The sequence below is a fragment of the Citrobacter sp. NCU1 genome, from assembly GCF_010231475.1.
Classification (GTDB): domain Bacteria; phylum Pseudomonadota; class Gammaproteobacteria; order Enterobacterales; family Enterobacteriaceae; genus Citrobacter_D.
Genome location: NZ_NRDO01000050.1, coordinates 1 through 17,052, shown reverse-complemented (window position 1 = coordinate 17,052; position 17,052 = coordinate 1). Strand labels below are relative to the sequence as shown.

Annotated in this window: 18 protein-coding genes; 3 read left to right on the top strand and 15 right to left on the bottom strand. The window is 55.0% G+C overall.

What is annotated here, in order from left to right; translation table 11 throughout:
* Nucleotides 1-325 precede the first annotated feature (325 nt).
* The 4 genes from sdhB to sdhC are packed head-to-tail and all read right to left on the bottom strand — an operon-like array spanning nt 326 to nt 3,569.
* On the bottom strand, nt 326-1,042 hold the full coding sequence (gene sdhB / locus CJP72_RS16885; RefSeq protein ID WP_162382508.1) for a succinate dehydrogenase iron-sulfur subunit SdhB: 717 nt from the start codon (nt 1,040-1,042) through the stop codon (nt 326-328).
* A 15-nt stretch (nt 1,043-1,057) separates the two neighbouring features.
* Nucleotides 1,058-2,824: a succinate dehydrogenase flavoprotein subunit gene (gene sdhA / locus CJP72_RS16880; protein WP_162382507.1), complete on the bottom strand. Its 1,767-nt coding sequence runs from the start codon at nt 2,822-2,824 to the stop codon at nt 1,058-1,060.
* The gene (sdhD, locus tag CJP72_RS16875; RefSeq protein WP_162382506.1) at nt 2,824-3,171 is read right to left on the bottom strand and encodes a succinate dehydrogenase membrane anchor subunit; all 348 of its coding nucleotides are present in this window, start codon (nt 3,169-3,171) and stop codon (nt 2,824-2,826) included. The genes sdhA and sdhD overlap by 1 nt, the downstream gene beginning before the upstream one ends.
* Nucleotides 3,165-3,569 carry a succinate dehydrogenase cytochrome b556 subunit gene (gene sdhC, locus CJP72_RS16870; protein ID WP_162382505.1) on the bottom strand — a complete coding sequence of 135 codons (405 nt, stop codon included), beginning with the start codon at nt 3,567-3,569 and terminating at the stop codon, nt 3,165-3,167. Before sdhC ends, sdhD begins: the two co-directional genes overlap by 7 nt.
* Before the next feature lie 379 nt (nt 3,570-3,948).
* On the opposite strand from sdhC, the gene CJP72_RS26355 reads away from it, so the two are divergent.
* The 3 genes from CJP72_RS26355 (at nt 3,949) to CJP72_RS16860 (ending at nt 6,748) form a co-directional block, all read left to right on the top strand.
* On the top strand, nt 3,949-4,056 hold the full coding sequence (locus CJP72_RS26355; protein ID WP_446714976.1) for a hypothetical protein: 108 nt from the start codon (nt 3,949-3,951) through the stop codon (nt 4,054-4,056).
* A gap of 207 nt (nt 4,057-4,263) precedes the next feature.
* Complete coding sequence (locus tag CJP72_RS16865) at nt 4,264-5,547, top strand: citrate synthase (RefSeq protein WP_162382504.1); 1,284 nt, start codon at nt 4,264-4,266, stop codon at nt 5,545-5,547.
* A gap of 151 nt (nt 5,548-5,698) precedes the next feature.
* Nucleotides 5,699-6,748 (top strand): AbrB family transcriptional regulator, encoded by a 1,050-nt coding sequence (locus CJP72_RS16860; RefSeq protein ID WP_162382503.1) that lies wholly within the window; start codon nt 5,699-5,701, stop codon nt 6,746-6,748.
* A gap of 9 nt (nt 6,749-6,757) precedes the next feature.
* On the opposite strand, the gene CJP72_RS16855 is transcribed toward CJP72_RS16860, so the two are convergent.
* From CJP72_RS16855 to CJP72_RS16805, 11 genes are all read right to left on the bottom strand, one after another.
* A complete protein-coding gene (locus tag CJP72_RS16855) occupies nt 6,758-7,642 on the bottom strand; it encodes a hypothetical protein (RefSeq protein ID WP_162382502.1) in 885 nt (294 codons plus the stop codon).
* Between the two features lie 50 nt (nt 7,643-7,692).
* The gene (gene nei, locus CJP72_RS16850; protein ID WP_162382501.1) at nt 7,693-8,484 is read right to left on the bottom strand and encodes an endonuclease VIII; all 792 of its coding nucleotides are present in this window, start codon (nt 8,482-8,484) and stop codon (nt 7,693-7,695) included.
* A 14-nt stretch (nt 8,485-8,498) separates the two neighbouring features.
* Nucleotides 8,499-9,143 carry a pyroglutamyl-peptidase I gene (gene pcp, locus CJP72_RS16845; protein ID WP_162382500.1) on the bottom strand — a complete coding sequence of 215 codons (645 nt, stop codon included), beginning with the start codon at nt 9,141-9,143 and terminating at the stop codon, nt 8,499-8,501.
* 15 nt (nt 9,144-9,158) lie between these two features.
* Complete coding sequence (locus tag CJP72_RS16840) at nt 9,159-10,154, bottom strand: DUF979 domain-containing protein (protein ID WP_162382499.1); 996 nt, start codon at nt 10,152-10,154, stop codon at nt 9,159-9,161.
* Nucleotides 10,151-10,879 carry a DUF969 domain-containing protein gene (locus tag CJP72_RS16835; RefSeq protein WP_162382498.1) on the bottom strand — a complete coding sequence of 243 codons (729 nt, stop codon included), beginning with the start codon at nt 10,877-10,879 and terminating at the stop codon, nt 10,151-10,153. Before CJP72_RS16835 ends, CJP72_RS16840 begins: the two co-directional genes overlap by 4 nt.
* A gap of 59 nt (nt 10,880-10,938) precedes the next feature.
* Nucleotides 10,939-11,673 (bottom strand): 5-oxoprolinase subunit PxpA, encoded by a 735-nt coding sequence (pxpA, locus tag CJP72_RS16830; RefSeq protein ID WP_162382527.1) that lies wholly within the window; start codon nt 11,671-11,673, stop codon nt 10,939-10,941.
* On the bottom strand, nt 11,663-12,595 hold the full coding sequence (pxpC, locus tag CJP72_RS16825; protein ID WP_162382497.1) for a 5-oxoprolinase subunit PxpC: 933 nt from the start codon (nt 12,593-12,595) through the stop codon (nt 11,663-11,665). Before pxpC ends, pxpA begins: the two co-directional genes overlap by 11 nt.
* On the bottom strand, nt 12,589-13,245 hold the full coding sequence (pxpB, locus tag CJP72_RS16820; protein WP_162382496.1) for a 5-oxoprolinase subunit PxpB: 657 nt from the start codon (nt 13,243-13,245) through the stop codon (nt 12,589-12,591). The genes pxpC and pxpB overlap by 7 nt, the downstream gene beginning before the upstream one ends.
* 21 nt (nt 13,246-13,266) lie before the next feature.
* Nucleotides 13,267-14,010, bottom strand: coding sequence for a radiation resistance protein YbgI (gene ybgI / locus CJP72_RS16815; RefSeq protein WP_162382526.1), 744 nt, complete (start codon nt 14,008-14,010; stop codon nt 13,267-13,269).
* A 222-nt stretch (nt 14,011-14,232) separates the two neighbouring features.
* Complete coding sequence (gene phrB, locus CJP72_RS16810; protein WP_162382495.1) at nt 14,233-15,654, bottom strand: deoxyribodipyrimidine photo-lyase; 1,422 nt, start codon at nt 15,652-15,654, stop codon at nt 14,233-14,235.
* Nucleotides 15,655-15,678: 24 nt separating this feature from the next.
* Nucleotides 15,679-16,635: a YbgA family protein gene (locus CJP72_RS16805; protein WP_162382494.1), complete on the bottom strand. Its 957-nt coding sequence runs from the start codon at nt 16,633-16,635 to the stop codon at nt 15,679-15,681.
* Nucleotides 16,636-17,052: the final 417 nt, after the last annotated feature.

Here is a 17,052-nt window from a genome sequence, read left to right as displayed (position 1 = left end):
TGTGCGTGCCGGGGTTCACTTGTTGCGGACTGTCGTGTGATCTGCGTCCGCTAAGGAACCTTTAAAAACTGTCTAATAATCGTCGCCGTTCAGGCTGCGACGGCGTTGCAACCGTCTCTCACTCCGGTTACATAGTGAACTATGCTCCCGGGGATTCGTTCCGTTCGCGCCTTGTCTCGCGCTGAACATCTCGATTATTGCTATCAATGTGGCAGTTTTTAGAGGTTTCCTGCACTTACTTGCCTGATGGCGCTTCGCTTATCCGGCCTACGGGAGGTGCCCTGTAGACCGGATAAGACATCAGTCGCCATCCGGCATTTACGACTTACGCACTGCGCTGCAGCAACATCGATTTAATGTGACCAATAGCGCGCGTCGGGTTAAGCCCTTTCGGACAGACACTGACGCAGTTCATGATGCTGTGGCAGCGGAATACACTGAAAGCATCACTCAACCCTTCCAGACGGCTATCGGTTTCAGTATCGCGGCTGTCAATCAGGAAGCGATACGCGGCCAACAGGCCAGCCGGGCCGATAAACTTGTCTGGATTCCACCAGAATGACGGGCAGGATGTTGAGCAGCATGCACACAAAATACACTCGTACAACCCATCCAGTTTTTCACGTTGCTCAGGCATTTGTAAATGCTCGCGAGCGGGTGGATTTTGCCCATTATTCAATAGGTAAGGCTTAATCTTCTCATATTGTGCATAGAATTGCCCCATGTCTACCACCAAATCGCGAACAACCGGTAAGCCAGGCAAGGGACGGATCACAATTTTCTTACCCGGCTGGTTCAATGCCGAGATCGGTGTGATACAGGCCAGACCATTTTTACCGTTCATGTTCAGACCATCGGAGCCACACACCCCTTCACGGCAGGAGCGACGGAACGACAGACTTGGGTCTTTTTCTTTCAACTGGATTAAGGCATCCAGCAGCATCATGTCACGCCCTTCTTCGCCTTCCAGGGTGTAATCCTGCATACGCGGAGCGTCATCAACATCCGGGTTATAGCGATAAATCGAAAACTCGAGTTTCATTGTCCTGTCTCCGCATTAGTAAGTACGAATCTTCGGCGGGAATGCCGGGCGCAGTTTCGGTTCCATATTGACCTGACGTCGCGTCATGGATTCCGTCTCTGGCAGATACAGGGAATGGCACAGCCAGTTTTCATCATCACGTTCCGGGAAGTCGAAGCGGCTATGCGCGCCACGGCTTTCAGTACGGAAGTTGGCGGATACTGCGGTCGCGTAAGCAGTTTCCATCAGGTTATCCAGTTCCAGACATTCGACACGCTGGGTATTGAACTCGCTGGAGGTGTCATCCAGGCGCGCATTTTTCAGACGCTCACGGATCGCTTTCAACTGCTCAAGCCCTTTCGCCATCGCATCACCTTCACGGAAAACCGAGAAGTTATGCTGCATACATTCCTGCAAGGCTTTACGGATAACCACCGGATCTTCGCCGTCACGGTTGCCGTTCCAGCGATTCAGACGTGCCAGAGAGGCGTCGATTTCCTCTTCGGTCGCATCCAGCAGCGCACCCTGCTCGGCAATGGATTCTTGCAGATGCAGACCAACCGCACGGCCAAACACCACCAGGTCGAGCAGCGAGTTGCCGCCCAGACGGTTGGCGCCGTGAACCGATACGCAGGCAATTTCGCCCACCGCAAACAGTCCAGGAATGACCACGTCTTCGCCCTGCTCGTTCACAGTCAGCGCCTGACCGGTCACTTTGGTCGGAATACCGCCCATCATGTAGTGGCAGGTCGGGATGACCGGAATCGGCTCTTTCACCGGGTCAACGTGCGCGAAGGTACGGGACAGTTCAAGAATACCCGGCAGGCGGGATTCGAGAACCTCTTTACCCAGATGGTCGAGTTTCAATTTCGCATGCGGGCCCCACGGACCATCGCAACCACGGCCTTCACGGATTTCGATCATGATGGAACGCGCCACCACGTCACGACCCGCCAGGTCTTTCGCATTCGGGGCATAACGCTCCATAAAGCGCTCGCCGTGTTTGTTCAACAGATAACCGCCTTCACCACGGCAGCCTTCTGTCACCAGAACGCCCGCACCGGCGATACCGGTCGGGTGGAACTGCCACATTTCCATATCCTGCACCGGGACACCGGCACGCAGGGCCATACCGACGCCGTCACCGGTGTTGATATGCGCGTTGGTGGTGGACTGATAGATACGGCCTGCGCCGCCAGTCGCCAGCACGGTGGCGTTAGCTTTGAAATAAACCACTTCACCGGTTTCAATACACAGCGCGGTACAACCCACCACTGCGCCATCGGCGTTTTTCACCAGATCCAGCGCATACCACTCAGAGAAAATGGTGGTGTGGTTTTTCAGGTTCTGCTGATACAGCGTGTGCAACAGTGCATGACCGGTACGGTCAGCCGCTGCTGCGGTACGTGCCGCCTGCTCGCCACCGAAGTTTTTCGACTGGCCGCCAAACGGACGTTGATAAATCGTGCCATTATCGAGGCGAGAGAACGGAAGCCCCATATGGTCCAGCTCCAGAATCGCTTCCGGGCCGGTCTTACACATATATTCAATGGCGTCCTGATCACCAATATAGTCCGACCCTTTTACGGTGTCGTACATGTGCCATTCCCAGTTATCTTCATGGGTATTACCGAGCGCAACGGTGATGCCACCCTGCGCAGATACGGTATGGGAACGGGTTGGGAAGACTTTAGACAGCAGCGCACAGGTCTGGCCGCTTTGGGAAATTTGTAGCGCTGCACGCATACCTGCGCCGCCTGCGCCAATCACGACAGCATCAAATTCTCTTACTGGCAGTTTCATTACACACCCCACACCACAACAAATCCATAAATGACGTAAACCACCAGCGCAACAACAATGGCCAGTTGCAGCACAAGACGCACAGCCAGCGGTTTAACGTAGTCGGTCAACACCTGCCACATGCCAATCCAGGCATGAATTAAGATGGAAAACAGGGCCAGCAGGGTGAAGACTTTGGTGAATGCCGATGAGAAGAAACCCGTCCAGGCTTCCCAGGTCAGCTCGCCGCTTGTTGCGAAAAAGCCCACCATGTAGATGATGTATAACGTCAGAACGATAGCGGTAGCACGGACCAGAATGAAGTCATGTACGCCGTTGCGTCCCAATGCGGAGGCGTTGCTTACCATACGAGGACTCCTGCGAGAAGTGAAAGCACGACAGTGATAACAAAAGAGATTTTGGCGGAGCGTTTACCCGCTTCGAATGTTTCTTCCAGATAGCCAAAATCCATCATCATGTGACGAACACCGACCACGACGTGGTACGCCAGCGCGGTGAGAATGCCCCACATAATCAATTTAACAAAGAAGCTCCCCATGATGGCGGACGCCTGCTGGAATCCTTCAGGGGAAGAGAGGCTGGTACCCAATAACCACAACAGGATCCCGACCGCCACAAAGGTGATCACTCCGGAAACGCGATGGAGAATGGACGCTATCGCCGTGATTGGGAAGCGGATCGTTTGCAGATCCAAATTGACAGGTCTTTGTTTTTTCACATTTCTTATCATGAATAACGCCCACATGCTGTTCTTATTATTCCCTTTTGACTTCGGGTACAGAGTGGATCCTGTAGCCTGAAAGACGGCGGGATTTCCTTACTCCGGTCTGCGTGCGGGTCAGACAGCGTCCTTTTCTATAACTGTGCGTCATGTAAAACACTGCTTCCAGATGCTAAATCGACACGTTACAACGCTGGGTGGCTCGGGATTGCAGGGTATTCCGGAGACCTGGCGGCAGTATAGGACGTTCACAAAATCATTACAATTAACCTACATATAGTTTGTCGGGTTTTATCCCGAACAGTGACATAGGTCACGATACCAACATTTATTTAATTTTTAATCATCTGATTTGACAATCATTAAACAAAGTTGTTACAAACGACACCAGAAAAAGCATATAATGCGTAAAAGTTATGGGGTCACTCTTTCACCTGACATTAAGTTATGTAACAGTGTATGGGTATTGACCGATTCCTTCAGGACAGTTATTAGTGATAAACAGGTTTAATAATTCGGATTGCTAAGCTCTTGATTTGCTGCTTATTCGCCATGAATTAACCGTTTTACCCGCAAGCGCCCATAGCTCTGTACCCAGGTCTTCCCCCCTCTTTCCAGAGCGGCGAGCCAAATAACAAACTGGTAACGGTTCATTGATGTACGAAGGCAAATGTGAGTTCCGGCAGTCTTAAGCAATAAGGCGCTAAGGAGACCGTAAATGGCTGATACAAAAGCAAAGCTCACCCTAAATGGTGATGCTGCTATTGAACTGGATGTGCTGAAGGGCACGCTAGGTCAAGACGTTATTGATATTCGTAGCCTTGGCTCAAAAGGTATGTTCACTTTTGATCCAGGTTTTACCTCTACCGCATCCTGCGAATCCAAAATTACGTTCATCGACGGCGATGAAGGTATTTTGCTGCATCGCGGCTTCCCGATCGATCAGTTGGCGACCGAGTCCAACTATCTGGAAGTGTGTTATATCCTGCTGTACGGCGAGAAGCCGACGCAGGAAGAGTACGACGAGTTCAGAACCACTGTTACCCGCCATACGATGATCCACGAGCAAATTACTCGCCTGTTCCACGCCTTCCGTCGCGATTCTCATCCGATGGCGGTCATGTGTGGGATCACCGGTGCGCTGGCGGCGTTTTATCACGACTCTCTGGACGTGAATAACCCGCGCCACCGTGAAATTGCTGCATTCCGTCTGCTGTCTAAAATGCCGACGATGGCGGCAATGTGCTACAAATATTCAATCGGTCAGCCGTTTGTGTATCCGCGCAACGACCTCTCCTATGCCGGTAACTTCCTGCGTATGATGTTCTCCACGCCGTGCGAAGAGTATGTCGTTAATCCGGTGCTGGAACGCGCCATGGACCGTATTCTGATCCTGCACGCTGACCACGAACAGAACGCGTCCACCTCCACCGTGCGTACCGCAGGCTCTTCTGGCGCGAACCCGTTCGCCTGTATCGCTGCGGGCATCGCCTCTCTGTGGGGACCGGCACACGGCGGCGCGAACGAAGCTGCGCTGAAGATGCTGGAAGAAATCAGCTCCGTTGAGCACATTCCTGAATTCGTGCGTCGCGCGAAAGACAAGAACGACTCTTTCCGCCTGATGGGCTTCGGTCACCGTGTTTACAAAAACTACGATCCGCGTGCGACCGTGATGCGCGAAACCTGCCACGAAGTACTGAAAGAGCTGGGCACCAAAGATGACCTGCTGGAAGTGGCAATGGAGCTGGAGCACATTGCGCTGAACGACCCGTACTTTATCGAGAAGAAACTCTACCCGAACGTAGACTTCTACTCCGGCATCATTCTGAAAGCGATGGGCATTCCGTCTTCCATGTTCACCGTTATCTTCGCGATGGCGCGTACTGTGGGCTGGATTGCGCACTGGAACGAAATGCACACCGACGGCATGAAAATCGCGCGTCCTCGTCAGCTGTACACCGGCTACGAACAGCGTGATTTTAAATCCGCGATCAAGCGTTAATTTTCACGCTCAGCAAAACGCGCCTGCGGGCGCGTTTTTTTATACCTTCTCTCCCCTTTCCTCGTATTTTATTGATGGCTGATATTTTTTTCTCCGCCCGCTTTCTCTATGCTGTATCGATACACCTCACAAAAATACCAGGGAGAATGAAATGCCCGTTTTGCAGTGGAGTTCGTTATTTCTGTTCTCTCTCCTGCTCTCGTTGGTTTTTCTTTTTTGGCATCTCCCGGCGGCTCTTCTCCTCGGCCCGATGATCGCAGGCATTGCATTCAGCCTGAAAGGTGTCACTCTCCGCCTTCCCCGTTCTGCTTTTCTCGCCGCGCAGGCGATTCTTGGCTGCATGATTGCGCAAAACATGACCGGCTCCATACTGACGACTCTGGCGATGAACTGGCCGGTTGTGCTGGTCATCCTGCTGGTCACGCTGCTTTCCAGTGCGGTAGTCGGCTGGCTGTTGGTACGTTATAGCGCGTTGCCGGGTAACACTGGCGCATGGGGCTCGTCCCCCGGCGGGGCGGCGGCGATGGTCGCGATGGCACAGGACTACGGCGCAGATATTCGACTGGTGGCGTTTATGCAGTATCTGCGGGTACTGTTTGTCGCAGGCGCTGCAATACTGGTGGCTCGCCTGATGCTCGGCGCTAACGCACAATCCCTCAATCAGGCGCTGGTCTGGTTCCCGCCGCTCAGCCTGAACCTGTTGACCACCCTGCTGCTTGCCGCTGTCGCAGGCGTTGCCGGGTGCGTACTACGCATTCCTTCCGGAACAATGCTGCTGCCGATGTTGGTGGGCGCGGTACTGCATTCAGGTGGAATCGTTGAAATTGAATTACCGGAATGGCTGCTGGCGATGGCTTACATGGCGATCGGCTGGCGTATTGGGCTGGGTTTCGACAAGCAAGTCTTCTTTATGGCATTGCGCCCGCTGCCGCAGATTCTGCTCTCTATTTTTGCTCTGATGGCGATTTGTGCGGTCATGGCCTGGGGACTCGCCCGCTATATGCAGATTGATTTTATGACGGCCTGGCTCGCCACCAGCCCGGGTGGGCTGGATACGGTCGCGGTGATCGCCGCTGGCAGCAACGCCAACATGGCGCTGATCATGGCGATGCAAACCCTGAGGCTGTTTAGTATTCTGCTGACCGGCCCGGCCGTGGCCCGGTTTATTTCAGCTCATGCGCCGAAACAGCCCCAGTCATAAAGAGACTGGTTAATCCGGGAATCCGGTCTCCGTTACCGTGGTTCCCGCCGTTGCTGACTCAAGTAAAAACTCCGTCGTCCCACCCGGAAAATATTGCGTAATATGCAAAACGTTTTCCCCTCGCCATTGATATTCCACACGTTCGGTATCACCCAGTTTTTCAACGGCAAGGTCTTTACCCGGCGTCAACGTTGGCAGCAGATTTTCGCTATCTGACCGTTCTTTGCGGTGAGCCTCGTAGGCTTCGTTCATCGACATATTGGGGTAAAAACAGCGCGTCATTGCCCCGTGTTCATAGACATATTCCATATCCTGCGGCCCCGATTCACATTTGCGAGTCTCCGGTTTTGTGGCCTGTTTATTCCCACCGCGCGTGTAAGTAACCACTTTATCTTCATATAAAAAGGCCAGTTTGCTGCCAAAATCGATTAACTCAACGCCAGCAATTGGGCACTCTCCCACCGGCGAGGTTGTCTCCAGAATGGTGAGTTTCTCTGGCATATTCAGGCCTGCACTGGCAAACAGTGATGTATAGAGTTCGACAGTACTGTTGCTGTGATAATACTTTATGGGCGTCTGAAAATAGGGCTGCCAGGATAAGCGACACGCCGTACCGAACAGCATCTCATGACCTTTGAAGGTGATCGGTTTGTCGGCAAATGTCTGCTGGTAAAACGAATCAGGGCGGCCAGACTCCCCCACCAGTGATTCCCGGGTTACCGATTCATAGTGCCACTGAGTGCCATTAAGCCTTTGCGTCAATTCATCAACCGGGGAGTGAATGGGCAAAGCACTGTCGGTCTGTACAACCGACTCGCTGTCCCCGGCATAAACAGCGGGGATACCGGTCGCGATGAAAAGTAATGCAACACCATAAAAACGCCGAAAATCCATTTTCTCTCCTGCTCAATGCCTGAAACGGTTCGCAAAGGTAACCCGTGGCGCTACCGTTGACAATACGGGCACCCGTAAAAGGGTCGTGATGACAACATCGTTTTTTCAATAATGCCCCCGCAGCGCTCACAGGCTTCGCCATCGCGATGAAACACCTTAAAGCGAAACAGCGCGCCGTGGTGTATGTTCTCCTCCGCCTGCCCGCGCGTCGCATAGGAGAGACGCGGAATATCGAGCAACGCATGCGACAACGCCACTCGCTGCGGGTCGCTGAGATCCTTCGCTTTGCGCTGCCCGCGCAATCCCACCTGCCAAAGGATCTCCACCCGCAGATAGTTCCCCAGTCCGGCGAGAAACGCCTGATCCAGCAGAAGTCCGGAAAACTGGCGATTGCGAAAGCGCGGTGAAAGCAGTCGGGCTTCAACGGCCTGTGGCGTTAAACGTGGATCCAGAACATCCGGCCCGACCCGTTGCAAAAACGGATGCGTGGTGAGCTGTTCAGGGGTCAGTATTTCAATATCGGACGCGCTATAAAGCAGGATGGTTTTATCGGCCGTTTGCAGCCTGACGCGCAACACCCGCGAGGTCTGAGGAAGCGTACCGGTATCGACAACCCGCCACACGCCGTAAAGCTGATTGTGGCTGTAGAGCGTGAGTCCTGAGGAGAAGTGAGTCAGCAATGCTTTTCCCCGCGTCTCCATCTGGGTGACGGTTTGCCCAATCAGCGGTGATTGATACGGTTTTAACCTGTCAAAGGCAAACCAGACGTCCGTCAGCGGTTTGCCTTTGATCGCCGCTTCCAGGTTATCCGCCGCGCGGCGGATCTCCGGGCCTTCTGGCATGATTCTGTCCTTACTTAATGGGTTGCGCCGCCCGTAACGGCGATATCATTTTCTACCTGTAACGCCGTGGTAATGGCGATTTCCAGCGCCTGTCGCACCGTTGCCGTCGCCATACTCGGCGCGCCGGGGTGCGCCGTCGCCTGTTCTGGCAAATAAGGGATATGAATAAATCCCCCTTTAACCTCCGGCCTGGAGCGCAATTTATGCAGCAGGCCATACATCACGTGGTTGCAGACAAACGTCCCTGCCGTTTGCGACACCGAGGCCGGAACCCCCGCTTCGCGCATCGCCGCCACCATCGCTTTGATCGGCAGCGTACTAAACCAGGCCGCCGGCCCCTCCATCACTATCGGCTCATCAACCGGTTGCTTGCCACGGTTATCCGGGATACGGGCATCATCAACGTTGATCGCCACCCGCTCGACGGTGATATCCGCGCGTCCCCCCGCCTGACCAACGGCCAATACCAGTGAAGGAGACAACGCATCAATGGCGGCATTAAGTACTGTGAGCGATTCGCCAAATACGCACGGTAGTTGACGCGCCACCACCCGGCATCCTGCGATGATCGCATTGTCGAGTCGGGAGACCACGTCCCAGGAAGGGTTAATCTGCTCACCGCCAAAGGGTTCAAATCCGGTGATTAAGACGGTTTTCATGGATTGCGCCCCTCCTTACAGGAACATCAGGAAATACATCAGGAACACGTTGACTAACAGCAGCAGCGCGCCGGTCGGCACCTGCGCTTTGATGACCGCGTTTTTATCCGGCAGCTCCAGCAACGCGGCCGGAACGATGTTAAAGTTGGCCGCCATCGGTGTCATCAGCGTTCCGCAATAACCCGAGAACATGCCGATGGCCGCCATCACCGCCGGATTTCCACCGTGCTGTAACACCAGAATAGGAATGCCAATGCCCGCTGTCACAATCGGGAAAGCAGCAAACGCATTGCCCATCACCATCGTCAGCAGCGCCATACCGAGGGTGTAAACCACGACGGCCACAAAGCGACTGTCAACGGCAAGGTATTGCTGGGTCAGATATGAAATCCCACCGCCGACGCCCGCCGCCGTAAACAGTAATCCCAGCGTGGCGAGAATTTGCGGCAAGATGAAGGCCCAGCCAATAGAATCCAGCAGACGGCGCGCCTCCTGAATCGGCTGATGGACATTCTCGCGAGTCATTTTTATCGCCATCCCCAGACCGATTAATGTTCCTGCCGTCATCGAAAACAGCGTGACCAGCGTGGAATGATTGCCGGGGCCAAACAGCGCATCCTGTAATCCGGGGATGTGGTTGAACATCAGTACGCCAATCACCGTCACCACCGGGATCGCCAGCGCCGGATAAAACAGACGGTTGCCCAGTCGGGAGGCGCTCTCCTCACGCTGCTCACGGGTACGCTGGTGATAGCGGCCCAGTTTCACGCCGCCGAAACCGGCAATCAGCGCCATCAGTACCACCGCCACGCCAACAGCGATATGCACCGTACGTTTGTCGCCAACCAGCGAATAGGTCCAGTTACCCACTAAAAACAGCAGCCCATAAACGCCCCAGAACAACCCGGTCGTTAAACGACGCGGGTTGGCTTTATCCCGCCAGGACATCACCGCGACCAGCAGCAACACCACACCGGCCAGCCAGTAGAGATAGCTTTGCTGAAAATTCATAGCGCTTCTCCTTTGCTGGCGGCGACGGTGTTCACTTTCGCCATTTCTCGCTGCAGATAGTTGTCCAGACGCCATAGCCTTGTTGCGTGGATCAGGAAGGCGCATATCGCCGTCGGAATCCCCCACAGGGCAATGTGCAACGGCTCCGTCTGGATCCCCCCCGACTCCAGCATAAAATTGTGCATGAAAATAATGGCGCCAAAGGCGACGAAAATGTCCTCGCCAAAGAACAGCCCCACATTGTCCGTCGCCGCCGACATCGCCCGCAGGCGATAACGCACCGCGCCGGGGATTTCGCCGTAATTTTTTTCTGCTGCCCCTTCCGCCATCGGTGCCAGCAGCGGGCGCACCATTTGCGGATGGCCACCGAGGCTGGTCAGCCCCAGCGCAGCGGTGGCTTCACGCACAAACAGATAAACAATCAGCAGGCGTCCCGCCGTGGCGCTGTGGATTTTAGCGATCCACATCTGGGCGCGTTCCTTCAACCCGTGGCGCTCCAGCAGACCAATAACGGCCAACGGGATCAGCAGGATAAACGGCAGGTTGCGGGTGTTGAGAAAACCTTCCCCCAGTTTTTCAAGGATCGTGGCGATCGGCATATGCGCCGCCAGTCCGGTGACGATCCCGGCAACGATGACCACCAATACCGGGTTAAAGCGTAAGAGAAAGCCAACCACAATGACGGCGATCCCCATCAGTGGCCAGAGTGCGACTGCATCTTCCATAGTCCATTCCTGTCAGTTATGTTGCGTGTTTTTTGTTATTTTTTATAAATATTAATGTGTTATGCGCTAACCTGAATATCACAGGCGTTGAACGCGGCGCGCAAGCGGCGGGCAAAAGCGAGTGCGTGCTCGCCATCGCCGTGGAGGCACACGGTTTGCGCCACTACCTTCGCCCACTCACCGGTAATGCTTTTGACTCGCCCGGCCTGCACCATCTCCAGGGTTTGCGCCAGCGACTGTTCTTCGTCTTCGATAAGCGCGCCAGGCTGGGTGCGCGGCACCAGGCTGCCATCCGCCAGATACCCCCTGTCGGCAAAGACCTCCTGACGCGTCGTCAGCCCATAGTGCGCGCCTGCGCGGATCAATTCACTGCCAGCCAGTCCCACCAGAATCAACGTCGGATCGCAGGCATGCACCGCCCTGGCGATGGCATCCGCCAGTTGCGCGTCTTTGGCCGCCTGGTTATACAACATGCCGTGCGGTTTAACGTGGCGCATCACGCCGCCTTCCGCCCTGGTTATGGCCGCCAGCGCGCCAATTTGATACAGCGTTTGCGCATACACCGTTTCCGGCGGTAGCGTCATGGCGGTGCGACCAAAGTTTTCCCGATCCGGAAAACTGGGGTGTGCGCCAATCGCTACGCCATTTTTTAGTGCTTCACGTACGCTGAGCAGCATGGTTGTCGCATCACCGGCGTGAAATCCGCAGGCAATATTGGCAGAGGAGACCAGCGTGAGCAGTTCGCTGTCGCTGGCGCAGCCTTCACCTAAGTCTGCGTTAAGGTCAATTTTCATCATTGAGTCGCCATGTGAGCTGTTCCAGGTAACGTTGCTGATCCCGACGCGCTTTTAACGCCTCCTCCAGCGAACACTGAACGAAGTGAATCGGTTGCCCGAGGGGAATTTGCGCCAGATGGTACATATCGGCTTCGATAATGCAGGCGATCCGTGGATAGCCGCCCGTCGTCTGAGCATCATTCATCAGGACTATCGGCTGACCATTGTGCGGCACCTGCACGACGCCAGGCAGCAAACCGTGGGACACCAGCTCACGATCCGTGGTGCGCGTTAACGGCTGCCCCTGCAAACGATAGCCCATCCGGTTGCTTTGCGGACTGAGTTGCCAGGGCGAGCGCCAGAACGCTTCCTGCGAGGCGGCATCAAATTCATGATATTCTGGGCCCGGAAGAGCACGGATCCAGTTCCCCCACAGCAGTTGTTTAACCCCCTGTGGGCCGCTGAATTGCCGCGCAGGTTTTCCTGTTGCCAGGCGATCTCCGTCTTTTAACAGCCGACCTCCCAGACCGCCGATCCCCACTTTCAGATCGGTACTGCATGAGCCCATCACCGGCGGAACGTCAATCCCACCCGCGATGGCCAAATAGCTGCGCATCCCGTGTTCTGGTCGTTTTAGCGTCAGACGCTGTCCGGCCTTCATCGGCAGCCGCCAGCCGGTCCAGACGGGTTTGTCGTCCAGTCGCGCTTCGCAGCTTGCGCCAGTCAGAGCGAACCAGCCGTCCGCCATAAACTCCACCACCAGTTGGCCCAGTGTCACTTCCAGCGCTGCGGCATTGGCATCATTGCCCACCAGCAGATTGGCGATTTGCAACGCGGGCTTATCCAGCGCGCCACAATGGCTGACCCCGGACTGACGAAATCCATGCCGTCCGCCATCCTGCACGGAGGTGTACAGACCCGCACGAATAATATTCAGCATACGCCCTCCTTTTGCGGAACAAATCGCACACTGTCTCCCGGACGCAGCAGAATGGGTTCATCCCGCATAGGGTCGAACAGTTTTAGCGAGGTATGACCAATCAACTGCCAGCCGCCCGGCGTCGACAAGGGGTAAATCCCCGTTTGCGCGCCACCGATGCCAACGGAACCCGCAGGAACAAGCAGGCGCGGCTCGGCGCGTCGCGGGGTATGTAATTGTTCCGGTAAGTTTCCAAGATAGGGAAAACCAGGCTGAAAACCTAAAAACCAGACCACGTACCCGACGGAAGAATGCAGTTCAACCACCTGTTTTTCACTCAGGCCGCTGTGTCGGGCCACCTCGGCCAGATCCGGACCTCCCGCGCCACCGTACGTCACTGGAATCTCAATAAAACGTGAGTCCGGCTCCAGCGCTTCACTCTCTTCCCACCAGCGTTGCAGGCGCTCGATGGCATCCAGCGCCAGCGTTTGCGGCTCATGCAGGATAACCGTGATATTGTTCATTCCGGGAATGGCTTCCGCCACATTAGGCAAGTCGACCAGACGCTGTGTCAGTCGCCAGATACGTTTTTGCGTGGCCAGAGTGACCGGCGGCTCAAGTTCGAGTACCACCGCCGTTTCTCCCAATAGATAACAACGCGCTCGTTGCACTTTCGTCCCTCTTAGTGTTGTTTATGCCGGATTGGGAATATCAATAAAGGTGACGTCCAGGCTGGTGTTTTCATTCAGCCATTCGCTTAATGCACGAATACCGCCACGCTCGGTCGCGTGATGTCCGGCGGCATAAAAATGCAGTCCCTGCTCACGCGCGGAATGAATCGTCTGTTCAGACACTTCACCAGTAATAAACGCATCGACGCCAAAACGGGCGGCACTGTCGATAAAGCTTTGACCGCCACCGGTGCACCACGCCACACGCTGAACAGTTTCCGGCCCGGTATCCCCACACCATAACGGTTTACGTCCGAGGCGCGCTTCAATCCATGATGCCAGTTCCAGTCCCGGAACCGGCATCGTCAGTTCACCCCACGGCACCAACGGTTCAATCTCACCCATCACGGTGATCCCGAGTAACGCCGCGAGTTGTGCGTTATTGCCCAATTCAGGATGGGCATCCAGCGGCAGGTGCCAGCCGTAGAGATTGATATCATGGGTCAGCAGTGTTTTCAGGCGGTTGCGCTTCATGCCACGAATCACCGGTGATTCCCCTTTCCAGAAGTAACCATGATGAACGATAACCGCATCAGCCTGCAGGCGGACGGCTTCGTCAAGCAACGCCTGGCTTGCGGTCACACCGGTCACGATTTTTTGTACCGTCGTTTTTCCTTCTACCTGCAATCCATTCGGCGCGTAATCACTGATGGCCGCACTGTTTAGCTTTTCGTTGATCAGATGTTCCAGTTCAGTGTTTTTCATCATTGTTCCCTTCATATGTAGTCATTACGTTAAAATAGCGTTCTCCCACCCGTTCGTCGATAGCCATTTTTTTGACTTAATGAGAAACATTATCGCCATTTTAAGACGGAATTTGCTTATCCTCACTCGCCCCGCTTCATGTGGATTTATGCAGCCAGACAACAACTTGCAAAAATAATCAGCTCAGTCTTGATGTTAAGAAAACGCCATTTATTGCTGTCGTCAGTGAGATTTTCGCGCCGCGTCATACGCCGCCAGGGTGTCTAATCGCGCCTGTTTGTGATCGACAATCGGGTGTGGGTAATCCAGCGTCACCGCGTTTTTCAACGCCCACGGCCAGGGGGCGTGGATGGCCTTTGCGGGCACCTTGCGCAATTCCGGCACCCACCGGCGAATAAAGTCGCCATCATGGTCAAACTTTTCGCCCTGGGTTGTGGGGTTAAAAATACGAAAGTACGGCGCGGCATCGGTGCCGGTCGAGGCGGCCCACTGCCAGCCACCGTTGTTGGCGGCGAGATCGCCATCAATAAGTTGCGACATGAAATACCGCTCGCCTTCCCGCCAGTCGATCAGAAGATCTTTCACTAAAAAGCTGGCGGTGATCATCCGTAACCGATTGTGCATCCATCCTGTTGCATTGAGCTGGCGCATCGCGGCATCCACGATGGGATAGCCCGTTTTCCCTTCTTGCCATGCCTGAAAATGCGCGGCGTTACGCTTCCACTGCACGCGATCGGTCCAGTGAATGAATGGACGGTGTTGACACAACCCTGGATAAAAGGTGATCAAATGCCGGTAAAACTCACGCCAGATCAGTTCATTCAGCCAGACGCTTCCCGCACCGCCGTCAACAGCCTGTGGCTGCTCCGCCAGTAAGCGATGCAGACACTGACGCGGCGAAAGTCCACCGGTCGCCAGGCTCGCGGATAACCGGCTGGTTCCGTCAAGGGCGGGAAAGTCGCGCCACTGTTCATAGCGTTCCACCGTTTGCTGGCAAAACTGACGCAACTGCGCGATGGCCGCCTTTTCTTCGACAGGGAATAACGTCGGGTCAAAATCCTGTTGTGACATAGTCAAGGTCAACGGCGTGACGTCGCGCGAAATCGCCCCACAATCACGGTTCCCAGGCGCCGCAACGCACGCGGGCATCTCCTCTTTGAGTCGCTTTAGCCAGGCGTTTTTAAAGGGGGTGAACACTTTGTACATTTCGTGATTGCCGGTCATCACCGCGCCGGGCGGCAATATCACACTGTCGTCAAATCCTTCACAGACAACCTGACTTAGCGCGCGCTCTACCGCGGCATCACGCTGGCGTTCGTTCACTTCGTATTGATAGTTGTAAAACAGATGGCTGACGTCGTGTTGCTGACAGACCTCAGCAACCACATCAACGCTGGCTGCGAAATCAGCCACTTCACGAAACAGCAATGGGATGCCTTTCTCCGCCAGCGCGGTCTGTAACGCGTTGAGCTGGGCATTCACCAACGCCGCCTGACGTGGGGACATGTCATGCGCCGCCCACTGCGCCGGGGTGGAAATGAACAACGCCAGCACCTGCGCCGAACGATTCCGGCAGGCAGCGGCTAAAGCAAGATTATCATGCAGACGTAAATCGCGACGAAACCAGACCAGATGGGTGGTCATAACACTCCTGAATCAGTAATACGTTTAGCTTCCGTAGCGCAAACGCAGGGCCTCAGGCCAGGGATCAAAGTAACGTTGCCCACAAAGGTAGGCATCCGGATACTCCGCCATATAGTGTTTGAGTAACGTGATCGGCGCAAGCAGCGGTTGCGTCGCAAGGCGATACCCCTCGATAAGCGCAGTCAGTTCCTGACGTTGCCGGGCATTCAATTGCTTACGGAAATATCCCTGAACATGCATCAGAACATTGGTGTGATTACGCCGGGTGGCGGGGTGCGAGAGCAGCGTCATCAGCCGCAGGCGATACTCGGTGAAATAAACGTCCAGATCCGGCCAGTCGTGGATGGCCGCCACAAACCGTCCCAGTTCCCGATACTCCGGCTGTGAATGCGCCAGCAGCAGCAGTTTGTAGCGGCTGTGATAGCCCAACAGCGCCGCGCGGGTTAGTCCCTGTTGGCGGATTTCATTCAGTTCATGCAGCGCATAAATGCGTTCAACAAAGTTTTCACGAAGTTGCGGATCGTGCAGTCGCCCGTCCTCTTCCACCGGCAGCCACGGAAAGGTTTCCATTAAAATCGAGGTGTAGATCCCGCGCCCGGCTTTACGGTTGTTTTTACCGTCGGCATCGTAGACACGGACGCGCTCCATCCCGCAACTGGGCGATTTGGCGCAAACAATGTATCCGCACAAATGTTCGAGCCCGGCAATACGCGCATGGCTGAACGTGGTCATGGCATCGGTCAGATTCCCTTCCCGTTGATCGCTAAAACGTAGCGCGAGAGCATCTTCTTTGTCTTTCACCAGACGCAGAGCGGGTCTGGGGACAGGCAGACCGATCGCCATTTCCGGGCAAACCGCTTCAAAACGTACCCAGGGGGACAACGTTTCAACGGCAAATGCCAGTCGTTTATGCCCGCCATCAAAACGAACCGCATCGCCTAATAAACAGGCGCTGATGCCGACAGGGATTTTCTCACTCATCACAGCTCCTTTTGGGTTCCTGAGATAAGTGTAGACATAAGGACAGTCACAGTGCGGGGGTAATGCGGGTTAACTAAGGAATCAGGGAGCACTTGTCACTCTGGTGAAGGGTTCCGTTCACTTTATGTTCACTGCTTCTCTGAAGCCACACTCCCTGTGAACGTGCAAGGGAGGCTCGCCGCCGCCTCCCTTGCAACCCAGGCTCCCGGCAAAGAAAATCGTCGCTTCGCGATACATTCGCCTTATGCCGCCTGCCTTTCGGGTCGGGGTCGAGCCTGCATCCCTGCAGGCCGTCCCCTCCGCCCGCGTCCCTGCGGGCGGACCCGGTCAGCCGTCAACGTCTCATCGATTTTCAGCCGGACCGTGGTGTCGCTTCCGCATTCTGACTTTCAGTGATTTCCGTTTGGCTGTTTAAAC

Excerpts from the sequence above, each read along its gene's own strand:
- CJP72_RS16855 (WP_162382502.1), bottom strand. The coding sequence starts at position 7,642 with ATGGATTTTCGGCGTTTTTATGGTGTTGCATTACTTTTCATCGCGACC.
- ybgI (WP_162382526.1), bottom strand. The coding sequence starts at position 14,010 with ATGAAAAACACTGAACTGGAACATCTGATCAACGAAAAGCTAAACAGT.
- CJP72_RS16865 (WP_162382504.1), top strand. The coding sequence starts at position 4,264 with ATGGCTGATACAAAAGCAAAGCTCACCCTAAATGGTGATGCTGCTATT.
- sdhB (WP_162382508.1), bottom strand. The coding sequence starts at position 1,042 with ATGAAACTCGAGTTTTCGATTTATCGCTATAACCCGGATGTTGATGAC.
- CJP72_RS16835 (WP_162382498.1), bottom strand. The coding sequence starts at position 10,879 with ATGGAAGATGCAGTCGCACTCTGGCCACTGATGGGGATCGCCGTCATT.
- pxpA (WP_162382527.1), bottom strand. The coding sequence starts at position 11,673 with ATGAAAATTGACCTTAACGCAGACTTAGGTGAAGGCTGCGCCAGCGAC.
- nei (WP_162382501.1), bottom strand. The coding sequence starts at position 8,484 with ATGCCAGAAGGCCCGGAGATCCGCCGCGCGGCGGATAACCTGGAAGCG.
- CJP72_RS26355 (WP_446714976.1), top strand. The coding sequence starts at position 3,949 with ATGCGTAAAAGTTATGGGGTCACTCTTTCACCTGACATTAAGTTATGT.
- CJP72_RS16805 (WP_162382494.1), bottom strand. The coding sequence starts at position 16,635 with ATGAGTGAGAAAATCCCTGTCGGCATCAGCGCCTGTTTATTAGGCGAT.
- sdhC (WP_162382505.1), bottom strand. The coding sequence starts at position 3,569 with ATGTGGGCGTTATTCATGATAAGAAATGTGAAAAAACAAAGACCTGTC.
- sdhD (WP_162382506.1), bottom strand. The coding sequence starts at position 3,171 with ATGGTAAGCAACGCCTCCGCATTGGGACGCAACGGCGTACATGACTTC.
- pcp (WP_162382500.1), bottom strand. The coding sequence starts at position 9,143 with ATGAAAACCGTCTTAATCACCGGATTTGAACCCTTTGGCGGTGAGCAG.
- sdhA (WP_162382507.1), bottom strand. The coding sequence starts at position 2,824 with ATGAAACTGCCAGTAAGAGAATTTGATGCTGTCGTGATTGGCGCAGGC.
- CJP72_RS16840 (WP_162382499.1), bottom strand. The coding sequence starts at position 10,154 with ATGAATTTTCAGCAAAGCTATCTCTACTGGCTGGCCGGTGTGGTGTTG.
- CJP72_RS16860 (WP_162382503.1), top strand. The coding sequence starts at position 5,699 with ATGCCCGTTTTGCAGTGGAGTTCGTTATTTCTGTTCTCTCTCCTGCTC.
- pxpC (WP_162382497.1), bottom strand. The coding sequence starts at position 12,595 with ATGCTGAATATTATTCGTGCGGGTCTGTACACCTCCGTGCAGGATGGC.
- phrB (WP_162382495.1), bottom strand. The coding sequence starts at position 15,654 with ATGACCACCCATCTGGTCTGGTTTCGTCGCGATTTACGTCTGCATGAT.